The organism is Blautia sp. MSJ-9 (assembly GCF_018919065.1).
Lineage (GTDB): Bacteria > Bacillota > Clostridia > Lachnospirales > Lachnospiraceae > Blautia_A.
In genome coordinates this window covers 1-19,117 of sequence record NZ_JAHLQG010000029.1, presented here as the reverse complement: position 1 = coordinate 19,117, position 19,117 = coordinate 1, and the positions used below count along the sequence as shown (strand labels likewise).

Sequence of the window (19,117 nt, the reverse complement as noted above, 5' to 3'; positions counted from 1 at the left end):
ATGCAATACCTTATATTTCATTTTTTCGGATTTCTGTTTTTTCTGTCGATATCTGTTGCTATACGTTAGATACCAGCTCGCAATTACATCAGAAATCTTTTTATCAACTTTTATTAACCCTTAACTGCTCCGGCTGTCATTCCTTTTATGATATATTTCTGTAAGAAAATATATACGATAATGACCGGAATAACTACTAGTGAAACCGTAGATGCCATCAATCCGTAGTTGGTTCCTTCTTTGGATGTGAGCATCTGCATCAGTCGGGTGATCGCCCAGAACTTCTTATTTCTCAGGAAGAACATCTGTGTAAACAGATCATTATAACTCCAGAGGAATGAGAAGATCGCTACTGTTGCAAAGGATGCCATTCCTGCCAGCAGGATAACTGCCAGTGCCACGGTTCCGGAGATGATCATACTGTTTCTGTATGCCGTTGCGATCCCCAGTCTCTCAAACGCCATCTTGTAATTGGCTGTGGTAAAAAGATCTCCGACAGGAAGCGCAAAGGAATCTACCATGATCTTGTCTTTTACCTTAAAGGAGTTCAGCACAACCCATAAGATCGGATAAATGGTCGTCACTGCCCTTTACCATATGGCAGATATATGCTTTCTTATCTTTTACTGTGTATACAGCAGAACCTTTTTTCTCTGCTTCCGGTGCATCTTTCCAGATTTCTGCATTTCCCTGTGTGACGATGTTTTTTCCGTCCAGCACAATTTTTACATTTGCGTTGTCATAAAAGTGCAGCAGTGATTCAAAGCAGTTTTTCCATACTGCTTTGCCATATAGTACTGACCTTTGTTGTATACCGTGTCAAAGTTTACGCTGCCTTTACGAAATTCGTCATAATAACTGTACAATGTTTTGTCATATGTGGCCTGGCGTGAATCGCTGATGGCACTGTCAATCCGTTCGATACTGTTCTGATTATCCATTTCAAGCTGTGCTGCCATACGCTCCAGACCGGTCTTCTCCTGCCGGTCTGCCATGATATGCCCCACAAGTGCCAGCATCAATACAAATGGAAGCGCCCAGTATAACAGGATCATGCCTACCATCTTCCATTTGACTGATGTGTTTTTCCCTCTCTTCATAATTCCCCCATCATTTCATAAAACTTTTCTTAATATAGACAGAAAGGACTGCCATGCTACTCTGGCAGTCCTGTGTCATCTCTTTTTGGTCATATTTATTTTATTCTGCAAGTTTCATCAAAAGTTCTACACACTCTTCCTCTGACAAAACCGATGTATTCAGGCAGATATCGTAATTCTCCATCTTTCCCCATTCATGACCTGTATAAAAATCATAATAATCTCTTCTCTGGCGGTCTTTGTATGCGATCCTGTCAAGTGCCTCTCTCTGAGAAAGATTTTTATTCTTCTTGATCCGTTTAATACGGTCTTCCATATTAGATGCATAAATATACACGCGAAGCAGCTGGTTATCGTCTTTCAGAATCTGGTCTGCGCATCTTCCAACAAAAACACACGGACCTTCCTGTGCCAGACGTTTCACTGCTTCTTCCTGTGCATGAAACATCTTCTCAGGAATCGTCTGGCGTCTTTTATCTTGTGATTCTTCTGACATCATTACTCCGATCGCATAGAGAAGACTGGTCTTGCCTTTAAATTCGTCAATAACCTCCTGGCTGATCCCATGTCTCTCTGCTGCTTTCAGCAAAAGTTTACTGTCGTAAAAGGGAACTCCCATCTTCTCTGAAAGCAAAGCTGCAATGTGTCTTCCACCGCTTCCATACTGTCTGCTGATCGTGATTGTTTTCATAGGGGCACCACTCCTTTCAGCTCATCTGCCTGAAAATGAATTGTTATTTTTTTATCTAGCCATATTATAAAAATTTTCGAATATTTTTGCAATATCCATTAGAATTTTCATAACATTTCACAATTCTAATCTAAAGGATTTGGTAATATTGCTAGAGCATGTACAAAACACGCTCTAGTACAGGTTCTTAACCTTGAAGTCGCGCTCTGCTTCTCTTCTCTGATCTTTCTTCGCGATATCCTGTCTCTTGTCGTAGAGTTTCTTGCCTCGGGCCATGCCGATCTCTACTTTTACAAGACTGTCTTTGAAGTAAACTTTCAGAGGTACTAAAGTTAAACCTTTTTCTTTGAGCTTTGCTTCAATCTTATTGATCTCGTATCTGTGAAGCAAAAGCTTACGGATTCTCAGCGGATCCTTGTTGAAAATATTACCTTTTTCATAAGGGCTGATATGCATTCCGTAGATGTAAACCTCTCCGTTCTCTACACGGATAAAGGATTCTTTGATGCTGCATTTGCCCATACGCAGGGATTTTACTTCTGTTCCTGCAAGGGCAATGCCGGCTTCATAAGTATCTTCTATAAAATAGTCATGAAATGCCTTTTTATTATTGGCAATCAGCTTCATTCCTTTTTTCTTTGCCATAATATCCTCCAAGCCATTTTTATACAGTTATAACATATTTTTGCTATAAATTACAGATTGTCCGGCAAATAAAATGATTTATCGGATTTCCGTTAGATTTACATGTAAATACATGCAAATTTGTTGCTTAATTTTCTTCCTCATTATCCCAGACATTGGAAACCAGTTCAAAGTCTACAGTTTTGAGCATTTTATCTGCATCTGCCACACGGACACGGACTTTATCTCCAAGCTTGTAGACTTTCTTTGTCATCTCACCGCGAAGTTCATAGGTTTCCTGGTCAAAAATATAGTAGTCATCACGCAGAGTGTTGACATGTACCAGACCTTCTACTGTGTTTGGAAGTTCCACATAGAGTCCCCATCCGGTAACACCTGAAATAATTCCCTCGAACTCTTCGCCCAGATGATAGGACATATATTCTGCTTTCTTCAGCTTGTCTGATTCACGCTCCGCCTCATCTGCCCGGCGTTCACACACACTGGACTGTCTCGCAACTTCATCCAGAATTTCCGCATAGTGTTCTGTTCTTCCCTCACGCATCAGTCTGCCTCGTAAGTTATCCTTGATGATCCTGTGGATCTGCAGGTCAGGGTAACGTCTGATCGGAGATGTGAAATGGCAGTAATATTTTGCTGCCAATCCGAAGTGACCACTGCATTCTGTGGTGTATTTCGCCTGTTTCATGGAACGCAATACCAGACGGCTGATCATTGCTTCATTCGGAAGTCCTTCGATGCTTTCAATAATCTGCTGGATTTCTTTTGGAGTGATCTCTTCTTTTGCTTTCTGGATCTTTACTCCCTGATTATGAAGCAATGTCAGAAGACTCTCCACTTTCTCAGGATCCGGATTATCGTGGGTTCTGTATACAAACGGAATCTCTTCTGTGCAGTATTCCTGTGCTACAGTCTCGTTTGCCATCAGCATGAAATCCTCGATGATCTTAGTTGCCACATTTGCTTCATATGGCTTTACGTCGATGGCTTTTCCTGCTGCATTCAGAATGATCTTGCTCTCCGGGAAATCAAAGTCAATAGATCCTCTGTGATGACGGCTGTTTCTTAAGATTCCAGACAGTTCTTTCATCATAAAGAACATCGGTATCAGTTCCTCATAGCGTTTCTTTGCGTCTTCATCTGTGTCTTCAAGAATGTTCTTTACATCAGTATAACACATACGCTCATTTACGTTAATCACTGTTTCTGCGATCTGGTGCGAAACTACCTTACCTTTTTCGTTGATGTCCATCAGACAGCTTAATGCCAGGCGGTCTTCTCCCTGATTCAGGGAACAGATTCCATTGGAAAGACGTTCCGGAAGCATTGGTACAACACGGTCTGCCAGATAAACACTGGTTCCACGTTTCAATGCTTCTTTGTCCAGGGCACTGTTATACTGTACATAGTTGCTTACATCTGCGATATGAACTCCAAGATGGTAAATGTCTCCTTCTTTTGTCAATGAGATCGCATCATCCAGATCTTTGGCATCTTCGCCGTCAATGGTGACCGTCTGCAGATGTCTCAGATCCAGTCTGCCGTCTCTGTCTGCATCCAGCACATGATCCGGGACACGCTGTGCCTGCTTCATTACTTTCTCCGGGAATTCGCTCGGAATTCCGAAACTCTTGACGATTGCCAGAATGTCTGTGCCCGGTGTGCGGATATTTCCAAGGTTCTCCTTGATTTTTCCCTCAGGATTCTTATTCTTGGAGCCGTAATCCGTGATCACTGCGATTACTTTATCTCCATTTTTGATTCCTGCTGCTTCTTTACGTGGGATAAAAATGTCTTTAGAGAATTTCGGGTTGTCACTGATCACGAAACCGAAGTCACGGTTTAACTGGTAAGTACCTACGATTTCCGGCATGCCACGTTCCAGAACTTTGACTACTACGCCTTCTTTGCGCTTGCCTTCTTTCTGTCCGTCACGGATAATGATACGTACTTTGTCCTGATGCATAGCTGTGCCAGTATCAGACTCAGGGATAAAGATGTCCTCTTCCTGTCCTTCGATTTCTACGAAACCGAAGCCTTTCGGATGACCGATGAAAGTTCCCTCTGCCTGAATTCCCTCAAGGTACTCTTCCTTATAACTGTCTTCCTCCCGGAAATCTCTGTCGCGATTTCTTCCGCGGCTTTTCTCTTTGGCCTTGTCTCTGTTCTTATCTTTCAGTTTGTCTTTTTTCTTTTTGCCATGGTCTGCGCCATATTCTTCTCTTCGGTCATCATAGTAACGGTCGTCTTTTTTCTTCTTCCATTTTCCTTTGACCTTTTCGTATCTGCCTTTGTTGTCTACGGATACTTTTCCCTCATAGCAAAGTTCATCCAGAACATCGTAGAGGTCTCGCTTCTCTTCTTTGGAAAGTCTCAGAAGTGTAGAGATCTCGCGGAGTCTCATTGGTTTATAAATGGGATCCCCCAGCAGTTCCAGGATAAACTTCTTTCTTCGTTCTATATCTTTTTTCTTCATGTTGCTCCTTTAATTCATAACTTATAAAATATCAGGTGAATAAATGTATTCCCATTCCCTCGTAGCTTGAATCAGACGGATAAAATCATCCACATTTGCGTCTCACTCATAGCCAATCTAAAAGTGCAGTTGTTCTCTTTTTCATTCGAGACAATGTTCAATATCATTAATGTCAGGATAAAAAGGTATGGAATCCGATATCATATCATTTATTATATCAGAAAAGTGATTCAAAATGTTTTTATATGACATAAAAAACACCCTTGTACGTGACAAGAGTGTTTCCAGTTTCATTCTAAATTAACCCAGCATATTTAACGCTACAGAAATTACGAAAAATAAAACTCCCATAATAGTAGTAGCCTTAACAAGTCCGCCCTCCATGGAACGACCCTTGTTCTTACCCCAGTATGTCTCTGCTGCTCCGGCAATGGCACCAAGTCCCTGCTGCTTACCTTCCTGCATAAGAACTACGACTGTAAGGGCGATGCAATCTATTATGAAAATGATACTCAGAATAATCTTAACAATCTGCACTTCGTTACACCTCCTAATCAACTGAGTTTCATTGTAACATAGCCGGAATGGGATTTCAACTACATTTCGGAGTTTTTAACAGGTTTTTTCGGCCTCTTTAAAAGGATTTTCATACACTTCCAGCTCTCCAAGCGCCTCATGAATGCGCAGAAGCTGGTTGTATTTGGCGTTTCGGTCTGAGCGGCAGGGGGCTCCGGTTTTAATCTGGCCAGCGCCTGTGGCTACTGCGAGGTCTGCGATAAAGGAGTCTTCGGATTCGCCTGATCTGTGGGAAATTACGGCTCTGTATCCGGATTTCTGGGCCATTTCTACGGCATCCAGTGCTTCTGAGAGAGTTCCGATCTGGTTTACTTTTACCAGGATTGCATTGGCTGCCTGCAGTCTGATTCCGCAGGCGAGACGCTTAATGTTGGTTACAAACAGATCGTCACCCACAAGCTGGATCCTTTTTCCAAGTCGCTCTGTCATCTGCTTCCATCCCTCCCAGTCGTCTTCTTCGAGACCGTCTTCGATGGAAACGATCGGGAATTTCTCGATCAATTTCTCATAATAATCAATCATCTCTCCTGCATCTCTGAGGACTTCTTCGCCTTTCATCTTTCCCTCACCCGGAAAAACGTATACGCCTCTTTCTTCATCATACAGTTCACTGGCTGCGGCATCAATAGCAATGCAGATGTCTTTCTCCGATTCATAGCCTGCTTTTTTTACTGCTTCTATGATCAGTTCCAGAACACTTTCCGAATCAGGAAGGTCTGGTGCAAAGCCGCCTTCGTCGCCTACTGCAGTTGACAGATTTCTGTGCTTCAGGATGATTTTGAGGAACTGATACACTTCTGCGCACATACGGATAGCATGTTCCATGTTTTTTGCACCAACAGGCATGATCATGAACTCCTGCAGGTCTACAGTATTATCTGCATGGCGTCCCCCTTGTGTCAAGCTAATGACACAAAATTTTTGTAATTTGTCCATCATCACTTCAACTGCAGATTTTCTGCACCTGCTCTACATACTTCACCAGCTCATCAGCAAAATTCCATTCAATTTCTATTCGCTTATCATTATATACCTTGATACCACGAATAAAAGTTACTGCTATCTCTCTGGTTAATTGCTTATTTCCTTCGATCAGGTCTGTCAGGCACTGTCTGCCATCGGGCGGAAGTTCAAATAAACGTTCAGCCGCTTCACTCTGTTCTGTCTCCATTTGCGCTATCGCTAAGGTTTCTTTCTCAATTTGTTTATCCAGCTTGTCATTTTTTCTGGTGAACTCTTCTTCTGAGATTTCTTCCATTGCATATCGCATATATAGTTCAGTCTTCTGGTGCTTGTATCTGCTAATACTGTCTTTGGCATCCCGAATCTTTTTTGCAGCTCCATTCACTTTTGATTTTAATTCTGCTTTCTGTAATTCGAGTACCGGTTCAGCATCATCACTGATCTTTGCAAACAGCTTAATTGCCCTGAAAATCATCTCATTGAACTCGTCATCATATAAATTGTCTGTTACACAATCTTGATTTGCCGCATTAAATTTCCTTGGGCACTTAAAGTGCGGATTGCATCTGGTTACATGCTGTAGATTCTGACCGCATCCCCCACATTTTACCAATCCTTTCAGCGGATAATTATTATTGTGGGTTTTGCTCCTCTTTCTGGAATTTAATTCCAACTTTTCCTGTACAGCATCAAACACCTCTTTAGAAACAATCGCTTCATGCGTACCCTCAACCACAATCCAGTCTTCTTCTTTTGTTTTCAAATGCTTATTACTTCCTACCGAAGCAACTTTCCACTTGCCGCCAATCGTAGTTCCCGTATACGTTTCTGTCATCAGTATCAGTCTTACAGTTACCGGATACCAGATATATTTTTCTGTTGTTTTCTTCACACCAGTTTTCAGAACTTCTCTTTTATATTGACCTGGACTCATAATTTTCTGCTCATTCAGGTAACGTGCCAGCTGAGTAATATTCATTCCATCAAGATATTTCTGAAATATCATCTTCACAACAGGCGCTGTCTCCGGATTAATCACGAGGCTGGTCACATCTTCATCAGGCTTCAAATATCCATACGGTGCTCTCGCTCCCATATATTTTCCAGCTTTCTGACGCTGTATCAAAGTTCTTTTTACTTTAACGGAAGTATCAATGCTATGATGTTCGTTAATAATATTTCTGAAACCAACATCTATTCCCGGCATACCAGATTCATATTTCATACTATCAACATTATCATTGATCGCTATGAATCTCACATTCATAAATGGAAAAATTTGTTCCAGATATGTGTCAACCTCTATATGATTCCTGCCGAATCGAGAAAGGTCTTTCACTATAATTGTGCTGACTTTTCCATCTCTTACTAATTCCATCATACTTTGGAATCCTGGGCGATCGAAATTCGTTCCACTATAGCCATCATCTTTGAATTCTAACACTTCCGTATTTTTGAACTCATTTTTACTGGCTATGTATTGCCCAATCACAATTCTCTGATTGGTAATACTATTGGATTCATCCAGCATATCCTCATCTTCCAGCGACAATCTTAAATACTTTACTATGCACTTACCATCTGACATCTGATCACCCCCTCCTCTAAAATTTCTGATAACGCCTGTATTTCATCTTGAAATTTAAATTCGATCTCTATACGTTTGTCTTCATATAAAGAGATTTTCTTTATATAAGAACGGACAACATCTTTTGTAAGGAATTCCAAATTCTTTCCTTTACTGAATTCAGCAAGCCACGAGAAGTTCTTTTTACACAATTTTTCTGTAATTTTTCTACTCTTCTCAATTTCTTTCTGTCTTGTAACCAGGTCTTTTTCGACCACGGTTATTCTTTCTGTCATACGATTATATGCATCCGTATCAATCTCGCCCGAAACATATTGCTCATATAATTCAAATCGTCTTGCTTCGTTCCTTTTATTGAGCTGAACAATCTTACTCTGTTCCCTGTTCAAATATTTTTGGAATGTTTCAAAATATTCATCATTAAAGCGTTTCAGTTGCGTTTTTAATTCACATACTGTTTTTAGCTGCATGATGAGTGCCCGATACACCAGTTCATCAATTACTTCTTCTTTCCAGCGATTACAGTTATATTTTTCCTTGGAAATTTTTGCATAATTACCACAAATGAAATAGTAATTGTAATACAAAACACCATTCTTTTCGCTGTAATAGTATCTCCGAACCATATTAGCGCCACAGTCACCACAGTATATCAATCCAACATACTTATTATCCTGTTTTCCATGAGTCTGCATATTCGATAAATCTTTTTTGGGCAATGCTTTCTCCTGCTTTAATTTGATTACATTTTGTACTTTTTCAAATAATTCAGCACTCACTATAGCCTTATGGGTATTCACATGTTCAATCCATTCTTCTTTATCCAACATTACATTTTTTTCTTTTGTAAGAAGTGAGGTTCTTGTTTTATGTGAATAAATATTTCCCAAATAGTGCCTATTTTCCGCAATCTGTTTAATTACAGATGATTGCCAATGCATATCCGTTTCGTCAATTCTATCCAAGAATAACTTCCCAGTTCTTGCGTATACCCTTGGCGAAGCCAGCAGCATGGTATTAAACTCTCTCGAAATTTTCAAATATGACTGCCCTGCAGCAAGTTTTTCAAATATTTCTACTACATACGGTGCAGTTAAAGGATCGGGAACAGTAGTAGATTTTCCTTTTTCATCTCTAGCTCTCTTATACCCATAAGGAGCATCTCCACCACAATATTCACCTGACTCCATCTTAATTTTCATAGCACTTGTCATCTTTACTGATGCATCTTTTGCGTACATATCATTTGCAAGATTCGATATCATGATTCCCAGCATCTGATTGTCACATTCTGGACTGATACTGTCATAGTTATCATTGACTGATATAAAGCGCACCTGCATAAATGGAAATATTTTTTCCAGGTATTTTGATACTTCTTCCAAATCTCGACCAAATCGTGATAAATCCTTTACTATGACCGTATTTATTTCTTTTGTTTTGATGTCACAAAGCATTCTCACAAAGTCATCTCGATCAAATTTCGTACCTGATATACCGTCATCCTTATAAAACTTTACAACTTCAATATCCGGATGAGATTCTGCGTAAGAAAGAGCGATCAGTTTCTGTGTCTCCAGTGATTCTCTCTTCTCACCATTGATATCTACAGATATTCTGGTATAAATACCGGCTTTCCAGATTTTCTGCGGTGATGCCTGTACGAATGCTTCAGCCTGTTTCATCTGGCGATTTCTTGTTCTTGCCATTATACAGCCACCTCCTGTTTTGTTTTTCCAATCTGTTCTGCCAATCTTGCAGCTGTTACCAACTCATCTTGGAATCGGTAAACAATCTCTATTTTTCTTCCTTCAAATACATTTATTTTTTCCACATACTGAAGAAGCATATCTCTGTCAAGATCTCCCAGCGACGGTTTCTCAAGAAATGTATTCACCCATTCTTCGCACAGCAGTTTATTTTCAAGGAGATCTTCCATATACTCTTCCTGCTTTTCAATATTGCTTTCCAGACTTTTAATTTCTGTCTGATACCGTTCTCTAAGCAAAGCGTAATCATCCCTAGAAATAACTCCTGACGCAAGATTTCCCGATAATGAATGTAACAACTTATAATATTTATTGACTTTGTTTCGTAATTCAAGTATCTGGTCATCATGCTGTATCAACGTCTGTGTATCCAAAGAATTTTCTTTCAAATACTCCACTGCATTTCGTATGGCATCCGTCATCTTACTGTACATTTTCAAAGAATCCATCACCAGCTGAATCAGCACATCTTCTCTGATGCTATGTCGGGAACATTGATCCTTCTTTTTATTGTAAGAAGAACAGATATAAAAAACTGTCTTTTCTCCTTTATAACTGTTAGTTCGCCGGATCAGATTACTTCCACAGTCTCCACAGGATAATAACCCACCAAACAAATAAAGTCTGTTTTCTCCGGGTGCTATCCTGGTATCCTTCGCAAGCAACATCTGAACTGTTTCATATTCTTCTTTTGTAACGATACCTTCATGATGATTTTCAAAAATCACCCATTCTTCCTTTGGTAATGCCCTCTGCACCTTAACTTTATAGTTAATTCTTTGGGATTTTCCCTGTTGAAGCACTCCATAGTAGATTGGATTCTTTAAGATACGGATAATTGCTACTGCTGACCACCTGGATGTCAGATGTGTCTGAAATGACGATTTGAAGTTTACTCCGGTCGCACGTTTGTAATCAGCCGGTGCAAGAACTCCCAGTTCATTCAGTTTATCTGCAATCAGCTGATTGCTCATGCCCTCCATCTTCCAGGTGAAAATATCTCTTACATGCTTTGCAGCAACCGGATCAATTTCTATCTGACTTTTATCAGCATTACATTTTCTATACCCATATGACACATAATTTCCAACATATTCTCCAATATTCCGTTTTGCGCTTAAATGACTTCGTACCTTTTGGGAATTCTGTCTGCAATATGTGTCATTGACAAAAGATTTTACCGGTAATACAAGATGTGTATCGGTAATGTTTGCTGTTTCAGAATCATAATTATCATTGATTGCTATAAATCGTACTCCCAGTTGTGGAAATACTTTTTGAATATACCGATCAACATCTATATGCTCCCTACCAAATCGGGATAAATCTTTTACAATGATACAGTTGATTTCCTTATTTTCAATTGCTTTGAGCATTGCCTGAAAACCAGGTCGATTAAAATCTGTACCTGAAAAACCATCATCTTTAAATGTCTCAACAATAGTAATATCAGACGTCGATTTCATATAGTTATCAATCAAAATTGACTGATTTACAATAGATTCACTTTCAGCCTTATCTCCGTCCTCAATACTGAGACGAAGGTACTTGGCTGCTATCCAGATATTTTTTTGCATAAAAAACACTCCTATCCAAAGATTCTGCCAAAACAGAACCCTTAAATAGAAGTGCTCTATTCAAATTTAGTCCTGTTAGCATTATAGCACACTTCGTCTTCTGTGTGAATATGAAATTTTGTTGTTCCAGTTATTCCCTTATGCCAATCCAGCTTTCTTTGCTACAAGCTGTTTTGTACAGTCTATATAGGAAAGGGAAGCAGCTGTATTAAAAACACTTTTTACGACATAGCCCATATCTTCATATACATACGGGTTATCAGAGTGATTAAGCAGCACTTCCATCTTATTGCTTTTCCTGCTATCCAGCTCTGAAATCAAATCCTTGTACTTTGGCAAACTATCTCGGTCAATCTCTTTGATATCAACCGTTTTCAACGCTTCTAATCTTTCAACTGCTGTCATGGACATCGCCTCCTTTTCCTATAGTTACCATTATCGAAAATAAATATTCGTAACTGCTATGTAGTCTTCTCTTCCATTCCCATCTGAATCCGTACTGCTTTCAGTACCCGATCCAGGCTCCACTTGTTCACTCTTCCACATTTCTCAATAATACATTTCGTAGAAATGCTCATAACCTGTTCAGCCAGTGCCAAACTTCCTTTTCGGATTCCCGTCATATCATATTTACTGATAAATACATGTGTTGGCAAATACCGTTTCTTATATATTCTTGATGTCAGCGGAATTACCGTTATGACTGAACTGTATGTATTGGCTTTATTATTGCTCACTACGATCACCGGTCTTACACCACCCTGAACAGATGTTGCAGGAAACATACCGAGATCTGCCCATAAAATATCTCCTCTGCGGATTGTCATTTGTCCTCTCTCCAATCTATTATTTTTATTTGTAAAGCATCCATAGCGCTATATTGGCTCCACAGGAATACGGCAGAGTTTCTTTCCCATAAGGAAAGCTCTGCCGCATAACCTCTATAGCCAATTTGATTATTAAACAGTGCTCGCTCGATTCTATTTATCCTCGATACCCCGAATCGTTACTCCCGCATATGCAGGAAGGGAATAATAACCTGCCCGAATGCATACTCCGGACCACAACCCGAAAACTCTCGTTTCCAGGCTCCAGCAGTTCATAGGTTTACCAGTTACAGACTTCTCAGGATCTGCAAGTGTATCGCATCTCATACATATCATCGCATCACCAGCCTGCCAGCTGGCTTCGGTCAGTGCTTTTTCGCAGCATTACAGACTGAACTAAAAATCTTGGTTTTGGCTTATAATCCTATAGCGGCATCTTCCTCGTGCTCTCTGCATGAAATGTCACGTCAGTTATTATTGGATATTCTGTTATCATGGTTCATTTTAGGAAGTCCTTTAACTTCCTCTAATTACTAAAGTCAAATGACTTTGGCAGATGCAAAAGATTTTGAAAAATTTTTTAAAAAAATTTATTCATATACATTTCACGCATCTTATTAAGAGTGGATTTCAGCTTGTATGACAGCATCTGTCTGGAAATCCCCATAATATCCGCCATCTGTGTCTGTGTCTTGTTTTCAAAGAAAATGCCATAAATAATCATGCGTTCCTCTGAGTTCAGCTGATTGATCACTTTGTGAATATTCTGCTGTTCCATTTTTGTCAGTACATAGTGCTCTACATCACAGTTCAGATCTGGAAAATCCTCAATCATGAAGCCTTCTCCATCAATGGACTGACCGCTGTAAGGTACTTCTCTCAGCATCTTATCCACAACCTCACCCAGTTCATTCTTAATCTCAACTTTTTTTGCCTTGCTGCTTCTGTAAAAATTATTCATCGCATACGCAACTTCTTTTGTAATCTCGATCATTTCTCCATCAATATTTGCGTAATACTTTCCTTCATAAAAATATGGATGTTCAATATACATATCCGTTCCTCCTGAATTTGAAATCTTGTTGCTCGTTTCAAATCCAGAAGGCGGACCTCTGTTTAGGATCATGCCTGCTCCGCCTTTATCCTGCCGGGATACGCCCGCAGTTATTGACTGAGAAATTCAGGCACGAAAAAAAGCCCCAGTAGTTTTTTCTTAACTACTGAGGCTTTCGTCTCTTTATTGTATTCAGTTATCTATGCCTTCTTTCATCAGCATAATCATTGTATCAGGATAAAGTTCACAAAGTATCCGCAATATGTTCCCATAAGTTCATATCATTATTGGAATCGTACATATTTCAGTATAAAAAGTTCACCGTGTTATTCTTCTACTTCTTTTCCATCTATATATAGTTGAAATTTATCAGGATTATTGACTACATCATAGTCCTTTCCGTATTCTACAGGTCTATATTCGGCTGTCATTACCGATTCCCCATCTTCAATATCCTCTTTCCATAAATAGATGTTCATATCAAGACTCGTCGCATATCCCCTGTCTGTGGAGAATTTTGTCGAATAAAAAGAATCATCCTTGTACATCTGCAAAAGTTCTCTTGCAAACACTTCTCTATCCTCAATATTTTCTCGGTTAGCGACCACAATTAAATGTTCATCCCGATTTACGGAAAATGTTCCTACCACATCCGGTTCACCTTCCTTATGACTTGATTCAGGTTTCCCATAAATACTTCCTGCAGCAATTATCAAGATGACTGCTCCTGAGATCACTGCAATTGTCTTTTTCTTCATATTTTCATTAATTTCCTTTTAATTGTTTTACTGCGTAATTGATTACTTCTTCCGGTGTAGGTCTGTCTCCTTTAAGATTTACCTTCTTCCATTCTGCCTGTACAGCCGGATCTGGATCATCAAATCCAGCATCAATCGCTATCTGCATTTCCCGACGCACCTCTTCTGGTGTCGTATTGTACTTTTCAGCAATTTTCTCATAAATAGTTTTTTCTCTCATTTACCCGCCCTCCGGTTCCAAAGAATTATTTATAGTTCTTTAGAACTACTATATCATGATTCTCACTATGAAAAAAGATATTTTCACAAACGAATCCATAAAAAAGAATAAAAAAAAGAAGAGCTTAATGCTCTTCGATTTCAATGCCTATTTCATTAGTCTACCAAAGCTCTGATCGCATTTAAAATTCTTTTCTGCTCGTCCTTTGGCAATTTTTCTATCATATCAGACAATTCATTAGTAACACCTGTCACAGAATGTGTCACAACATCTATCAGTAGCGCATCAGCCGATACATCAAGTGCATTGGCAATTGCTACAAAGGTATCCAACTTTGTTACTTTCAGTCCTCTTTCTATCACACTGACATGTGTTGTACTTAAATTTACCAGCGCCGCCAGTTCTTCCTGTGTAAGATTTTTAGCTTCTCTTGCTGCTTTGATTCGCTGACCAACCGCTTTTAAATCCATCGTAGCACCTCCTTCAGAACGATAATTCGGTCTAAAATTAGTATACTGATGGATAATTGAAAGATACAGAATCCGCAAATCAAGTTATAGTTCTATAGAACTAGTTTTCGTTTTTTTTACATACAACACACAAAAAAGCCACCAGAAGAATTAGTATCCCCTGGTAGCTCCATTAAAATTTATCATTTGTTAATGTGCAACACTCATGCTCTCATCAATCCATTTCTGCACCATTTGAACACTCACATTAAGATAGTGGGCTATTTTATCAACTTTCATTCCATCCGCAGCCATGGATAATGCTGAGGCTTTTGCTTTTTTCAGCTCACCACTTTCAATACCTTCACTATAAATCTGTTCCATCTCACGGCACATGAATTCCACCCCTTTCTGTGTTTCCTTCAATTCGTATACTCTGTCAGCAAGTATCTTACTGTGCATATCTTCTGCATTCTTACAGTGAAGATCATGCATCAGTCTGCCTAATTCTGTATCTTCTTGTTTCTTAGAATTTACATAGATAATATGAGCTTCATCCTTAAAATTCTCACTGACTTCTTCGATTTTCCTGTCTATATGATAAATCGGAAGTCCGTATCCAAGTGCATCGTCTCTGGTGATAAAAATCACGTAGCTTTCCGGAAGGTCATCAAAATCCTGCCCTGGATTTAATGTGTTCATATCCATCAGACCACTATGATACCTTGCTCTTTTTGGAGATGCCCCTTCGTTGTCTTGTTGAATTTCTACATCCATCTGCTTGCCTTCAGAATCTCTGGCAACACAGTCCAGAATAGCTGAACGCCCCTGCAAATTCTTATAGTCTTTCTGCAAAACTTGATCAATCACTTTCAGATCCTTTTTATTCATAATTACCTGCAGAACATATTCTGCACATTCCCGTTTCTTGAATACATTCCGCATAAACACATCGCTCATGATGGTAAGGTCTTTTAAGATACCCTTGTATCTTTCGTAACGTGTTTCCAATTCTTCTGTTTTCACGATTTCTTCTTTCGCCACGTCCATTCTCGCCTCCATTCTTTGCTATGTCAGGATAGGTTCCTAAATGTCTCCTATCCCAATTTCATCTTAACATCAAAATCAGCTTTTCACAAGCCACTATTTTATCCTACACCACTTGAAGACAATAATTTCCAATCAGCTTCGTCCAACTACTATATTTATTCTTTTCACACACCTTTCGGCAAATTTCATTTTCCATCAGTACACAGAACATCTTATCATAATCAAATGCCCAAACAGCACCATTCACATGGTTTTTCACTGCTTTCTGATCTATCTGCTTTAAGCGTGTGACCATTTTTTCAATTTCTCCATTTCCCAAGTTACCTATATTTTTGCAGATAAACCGAAAGAAATTCAACGTTGCATATTCGTCATGCCAATGGAATTCTTCTGGATTGTTTTTAATTTTACTTGCTCGCTGCTGTTCTTTGATTATCTGATCAGCTACACCTTTCATCGAATCTTCGTATCTCATATTACTCACCTACTCTTCCTCAACGCCCAGTGACGGTTTAAATCTTTTATCCTTTGCCTGCGGTACCACGATCTCATAAAAATAAAATCCTAAATACCCAAGTGCCAGCTTCTTCATTTTATAAAAAGAAGTCCTGCCTATTCCTAACTCCTGCTGTACTTCCACATCTGTCTTATTATAATGACTGCAAAAACAGGAATGAAGGATTTCACTGAGCATCACACCATTCGGTGCATAGAACTTCACCAAAGTCATTCCCCGATAGATCATGTCCGACAATCCATAAATAATCATCAGATTATTCATCTCCCGGTGCATCTTTGGCACATTCAGCTGGTTGTTGTAAATGCTCAGATAACTCAATGCATATGCCATATCTTCATTGATTTTCTCCTGGCATTCCATATCCAGTTCTTCTAACACAATCTGGTTTTCCAAAATCAATTTCTGATAGCTTGTCATCAGTTCTTTAATATCAGTATAATGTCTTTCGATTGTAACTTCCAGATAATCCTGTGCATGACTTGCCATCTGGAAGGTAATTTCTTTCATTGATTTAATTGCATAATCTCTGTCTGTCATCAGTTTCAAAATCTCCTTATCATCATCACACTAACTGGCGGTCTTTCAGACCAGTTCGCTTTCCCCATGATTTTGATGGGAAGCAATTACTTACTACAACTTGCAGAAGCGGATATCCAAAAGGCATTGTGGGAGCTGCCTTTGCTGACCGGAATCCATCTTCTTATGTAAAACCTACAGGAATATAAAGGGAAAGTGACTATCCCTGCCGGTTAATAATCCAAATAATATCGTCTATACCAATCTCTCCTTATGCTGTTTTTCTCTCCATAAACCATTTATCCACTTCGTAAAACAAGTGGCTTTCCTGCCCCTGTATCATACAGGTGTACATCATTCCTACACCGCCTGCCTTTCTGCTGGCGCATCGCTCGATTTTCAAAATTCTGTCAATGCTATACTTTCTTCCATCCTCCCATGTAAAAAATATGGGAACCAGCTGTCCATCTTTCCGAAACTCTGCTACTACATCTACATATACTTTGTTCATGCCGACACCTCACTATAAAATCTCAATTGCTCTTGGCGATGCCGGGATTCTGCGGATATATCCATTTAACTCCAACTGTTTGATTCTGGAAAAAGCAGATGATGTTGATTTCACCCCGATCAATTTCCCAAATTCCCGTATTGTCGGTGGATATCCATGTTCATTGGTATATCGTAAAATACACTGATAACTTTCTTCCTGTTTTCTGGTTAATGCTTTTTTCAAATCTATCCCTCCAATTACCCATGGAAATAACTATGTGGATGGATCGTGTGCGTACCAGCGTCTAAGTGGGATAAGACTTTATCCTGATACATTGCCGCTCGCTGTATACTGAAATAACCAAACCGTCGTCTGATCTCATCTACAGTACGATCCAGCTTCTCTAACTTTTCCTTTTTCTCCTGATTTCCAAATAACTCCAACTGCACGGGAATATCATCTAACACAAGATCCGCAGCTCGGATTCCCAGGCTTCTAATGGGATGTTCCCATTTGTAATTATCTTTAAATAGCTGAAATGCTGCAGTTACAATCTCGTTTGTAATATTCGTTGGCTGTCGTAAATGTATCTGTCTGGAAAAACTATACAATCGATTATCTCGAACTGTAATTTCTACTGTTTTGCATTTAAATCCATGTTTCCGCAATCGTGCAGCTACACTTTCTGCCAATGCTATTTGAATGATCCAGACATCCAGATCATTTTCCAGATCTCTCGGTGTTGTAGTGCTATTACCTATCGACTTTACTGGTGCTTCATATCCTTCCTTGCAAACCGGATCTTCATCCCAGCCATTTGCGAAAGCCCATAATACATTTCCTATTTTTCCAAAATGACTCTCTAACAACTTTTCATCTGATTCCGCAAGTTGCCCGATTGTCCGGATTCCAAGTTTTTGCAATTTCTTATTTGTCTGTCTTCCGACATAAAGCAAATCTGACGCTGGAAGCTGCCATATCCTGTCTTTATAATTTTCTCGATTAAACTCTGTGATTGCATCCGGCTTTTTATAATCTGAACCAAGTTTCGCATAAATCTTATTCCAGGAAATTCCAATACTTACCGTTACACCCAGTTCGTATTTAATCCGATGGCTGATTTCTCTTGCAATCGTCATTCCGCTTCCTTTCAGATTTCTGCTGTCCGATACATCCAGCCAGGCTTCATCAATTCCATATGGCTCGATCTTGTCCGTATACTCCGAATAGATTTCTCTTGCCATCTTTGAAAATCTCAAATACAAATCCATCCGTGGTGGTACAAATATGATTTCCGGACAAATCTGTTTTGCCTGCCATAATGCCATTCCGGTCTTTACACCTTTTTGCTTTGCAATATAATTTGCTGTCAGCACAATCCCATGTCTGGCTTCCGGATCGCCACCGACTGCCAGCGGCATTCCGGCAAATTCCGGATGATGCAGCATTTCTACACTGGCATAAAAACAGTTCATATCACTATGCAGGATCACACGCTCACTCAAACTTTTCACCTCCCAGCTGTTTCCTTCAACATGATGTCTTATCAATTTTTGTATGTTTAGTATATATCGACATTCCGGAGATAGTCAAGTAACATCTTGGTTGTATTTTCTCCATTTTGGAGATTATTGTTGATTTTATTTCTAACATACGGTATAATGCATATAGAAAATTCAAATAGAAATGAGGCGAACAAATGCGTAATTTCGGGGAAATATTAGCAAAAAATAGAAAAAAGAAAGGATACTCTCAATCAGATCTGGTAGACCTGCTTTCTCAGGAAGGTATTCAGGTCACTACAAAAGCAATCTCCAAATGGGAGACCAATGCACGAGAACCAGC

23 protein-coding genes and 1 pseudogene are annotated in these 19,117 nt (G+C 39.4%); all 24 read right to left on the bottom strand.

All coding sequences use genetic code 11. The features are described 5' to 3' along the window. Positions 1 to 113: 113 nt before the first annotated feature. Entirely contained in the window at positions 114 to 584 is a 471-nt protein-coding gene (locus tag KQI87_RS07760) for a hypothetical protein (RefSeq protein ID WP_330655739.1), read from the bottom strand. Next, positions 538 to 720, bottom strand: coding sequence for a hypothetical protein (locus tag KQI87_RS07755; protein WP_216459656.1), 183 nt, complete (start codon positions 718 to 720; stop codon positions 538 to 540). Before KQI87_RS07755 ends, KQI87_RS07760 begins: the two co-directional genes overlap by 47 nt. A gap of 5 nt (positions 721 to 725) precedes the next feature. Continuing rightward, entirely contained in the window at positions 726 to 1,100 is a 375-nt protein-coding gene (locus KQI87_RS07750) for a hypothetical protein (protein WP_216459631.1), read from the bottom strand. 100 nt (positions 1,101 to 1,200) lie between these two features. Further along, on the bottom strand, positions 1,201 to 1,791 hold the full coding sequence (locus tag KQI87_RS07745; protein WP_216459630.1) for a cytidylate kinase-like family protein: 591 nt from the start codon (positions 1,789 to 1,791) through the stop codon (positions 1,201 to 1,203). Between the two features lie 174 nt (positions 1,792 to 1,965). Next, entirely contained in the window at positions 1,966 to 2,436 is a 471-nt protein-coding gene (gene smpB, locus KQI87_RS07740; RefSeq protein WP_025580321.1) for an SsrA-binding protein SmpB, read from the bottom strand. 127 nt (positions 2,437 to 2,563) lie between these two features. After that, complete coding sequence (gene rnr, locus KQI87_RS07735) at positions 2,564 to 4,912, bottom strand: ribonuclease R (protein WP_216459629.1); 2,349 nt, start codon at positions 4,910 to 4,912, stop codon at positions 2,564 to 2,566. A gap of 300 nt (positions 4,913 to 5,212) precedes the next feature. After that, complete coding sequence (secG, locus tag KQI87_RS07730; protein WP_216459628.1) at positions 5,213 to 5,449, bottom strand: preprotein translocase subunit SecG; 237 nt, start codon at positions 5,447 to 5,449, stop codon at positions 5,213 to 5,215. Positions 5,450 to 5,524: 75 nt separating this feature from the next. Next, positions 5,525 to 6,400, bottom strand: a pseudogene (gene eno / locus KQI87_RS07725) (phosphopyruvate hydratase); the annotation flags it as partial. Between the two features lie 31 nt (positions 6,401 to 6,431). Further along, complete coding sequence (locus tag KQI87_RS07720; RefSeq protein ID WP_118142744.1) at positions 6,432 to 8,039, bottom strand: recombinase family protein; 1,608 nt, start codon at positions 8,037 to 8,039, stop codon at positions 6,432 to 6,434. Continuing rightward, positions 8,018 to 9,748, bottom strand: a complete 1,731-nt coding sequence (locus tag KQI87_RS07715) for a recombinase family protein (RefSeq protein ID WP_216459626.1) — start codon at positions 9,746 to 9,748, stop codon at positions 8,018 to 8,020. The genes KQI87_RS07720 and KQI87_RS07715 overlap by 22 nt, the downstream gene beginning before the upstream one ends. Further along, entirely contained in the window at positions 9,748 to 11,385 is a 1,638-nt protein-coding gene (locus tag KQI87_RS07710) for a recombinase family protein (RefSeq protein WP_119221743.1), read from the bottom strand. Before KQI87_RS07710 ends, KQI87_RS07715 begins: the two co-directional genes overlap by 1 nt. Before the next feature lie 138 nt (positions 11,386 to 11,523). Next, entirely contained in the window at positions 11,524 to 11,790 is a 267-nt protein-coding gene (locus KQI87_RS07705) for a DUF6870 family protein (protein WP_119221745.1), read from the bottom strand. 56 nt (positions 11,791 to 11,846) lie between these two features. Then, positions 11,847 to 12,212, bottom strand: a complete 366-nt coding sequence (locus tag KQI87_RS07700; RefSeq protein WP_216459625.1) for a type II toxin-antitoxin system PemK/MazF family toxin — start codon at positions 12,210 to 12,212, stop codon at positions 11,847 to 11,849. Positions 12,213 to 12,365: 153 nt separating this feature from the next. Beyond that, positions 12,366 to 12,548: a hypothetical protein gene (locus tag KQI87_RS07695; protein WP_055057332.1), complete on the bottom strand. Its 183-nt coding sequence runs from the start codon at positions 12,546 to 12,548 to the stop codon at positions 12,366 to 12,368. A gap of 244 nt (positions 12,549 to 12,792) precedes the next feature. After that, entirely contained in the window at positions 12,793 to 13,266 is a 474-nt protein-coding gene (locus tag KQI87_RS07690) for a sigma factor-like helix-turn-helix DNA-binding protein (RefSeq protein ID WP_216459624.1), read from the bottom strand. A 326-nt stretch (positions 13,267 to 13,592) separates the two neighbouring features. Beyond that, positions 13,593 to 14,024 (bottom strand): hypothetical protein, encoded by a 432-nt coding sequence (locus KQI87_RS07685; protein WP_216459623.1) that lies wholly within the window; start codon positions 14,022 to 14,024, stop codon positions 13,593 to 13,595. A gap of 7 nt (positions 14,025 to 14,031) precedes the next feature. After that, positions 14,032 to 14,244, bottom strand: coding sequence for a sporulation initiation factor Spo0A C-terminal domain-containing protein (locus tag KQI87_RS07680; RefSeq protein ID WP_117649047.1), 213 nt, complete (start codon positions 14,242 to 14,244; stop codon positions 14,032 to 14,034). Positions 14,245 to 14,399: 155 nt separating this feature from the next. Next, positions 14,400 to 14,714, bottom strand: coding sequence for a helix-turn-helix domain-containing protein (locus KQI87_RS07675; protein WP_216459622.1), 315 nt, complete (start codon positions 14,712 to 14,714; stop codon positions 14,400 to 14,402). Positions 14,715 to 14,903: 189 nt separating this feature from the next. After that, positions 14,904 to 15,743 carry a PD-(D/E)XK nuclease family transposase gene (locus tag KQI87_RS07670; RefSeq protein ID WP_216459621.1) on the bottom strand — a complete coding sequence of 280 codons (840 nt, stop codon included), beginning with the start codon at positions 15,741 to 15,743 and terminating at the stop codon, positions 14,904 to 14,906. A gap of 103 nt (positions 15,744 to 15,846) precedes the next feature. After that, a complete protein-coding gene (locus KQI87_RS07665; protein ID WP_216459620.1) occupies positions 15,847 to 16,218 on the bottom strand; it encodes a hypothetical protein in 372 nt (123 codons plus the stop codon). A gap of 9 nt (positions 16,219 to 16,227) precedes the next feature. Further along, positions 16,228 to 16,800, bottom strand: a complete 573-nt coding sequence (locus tag KQI87_RS07660; RefSeq protein WP_216459619.1) for a hypothetical protein — start codon at positions 16,798 to 16,800, stop codon at positions 16,228 to 16,230. A gap of 250 nt (positions 16,801 to 17,050) precedes the next feature. Beyond that, positions 17,051 to 17,290 (bottom strand): hypothetical protein, encoded by a 240-nt coding sequence (locus KQI87_RS07655; protein WP_005344271.1) that lies wholly within the window; start codon positions 17,288 to 17,290, stop codon positions 17,051 to 17,053. Positions 17,291 to 17,302: 12 nt separating this feature from the next. Then, a complete protein-coding gene (locus KQI87_RS07650; RefSeq protein WP_024720752.1) occupies positions 17,303 to 17,515 on the bottom strand; it encodes a DNA-binding protein in 213 nt (70 codons plus the stop codon). A gap of 14 nt (positions 17,516 to 17,529) precedes the next feature. Next, positions 17,530 to 18,777, bottom strand: a complete 1,248-nt coding sequence (dinB, locus tag KQI87_RS07645; RefSeq protein ID WP_216459618.1) for a DNA polymerase IV — start codon at positions 18,775 to 18,777, stop codon at positions 17,530 to 17,532. Positions 18,778 to 19,117 lie beyond the last annotated feature (340 nt).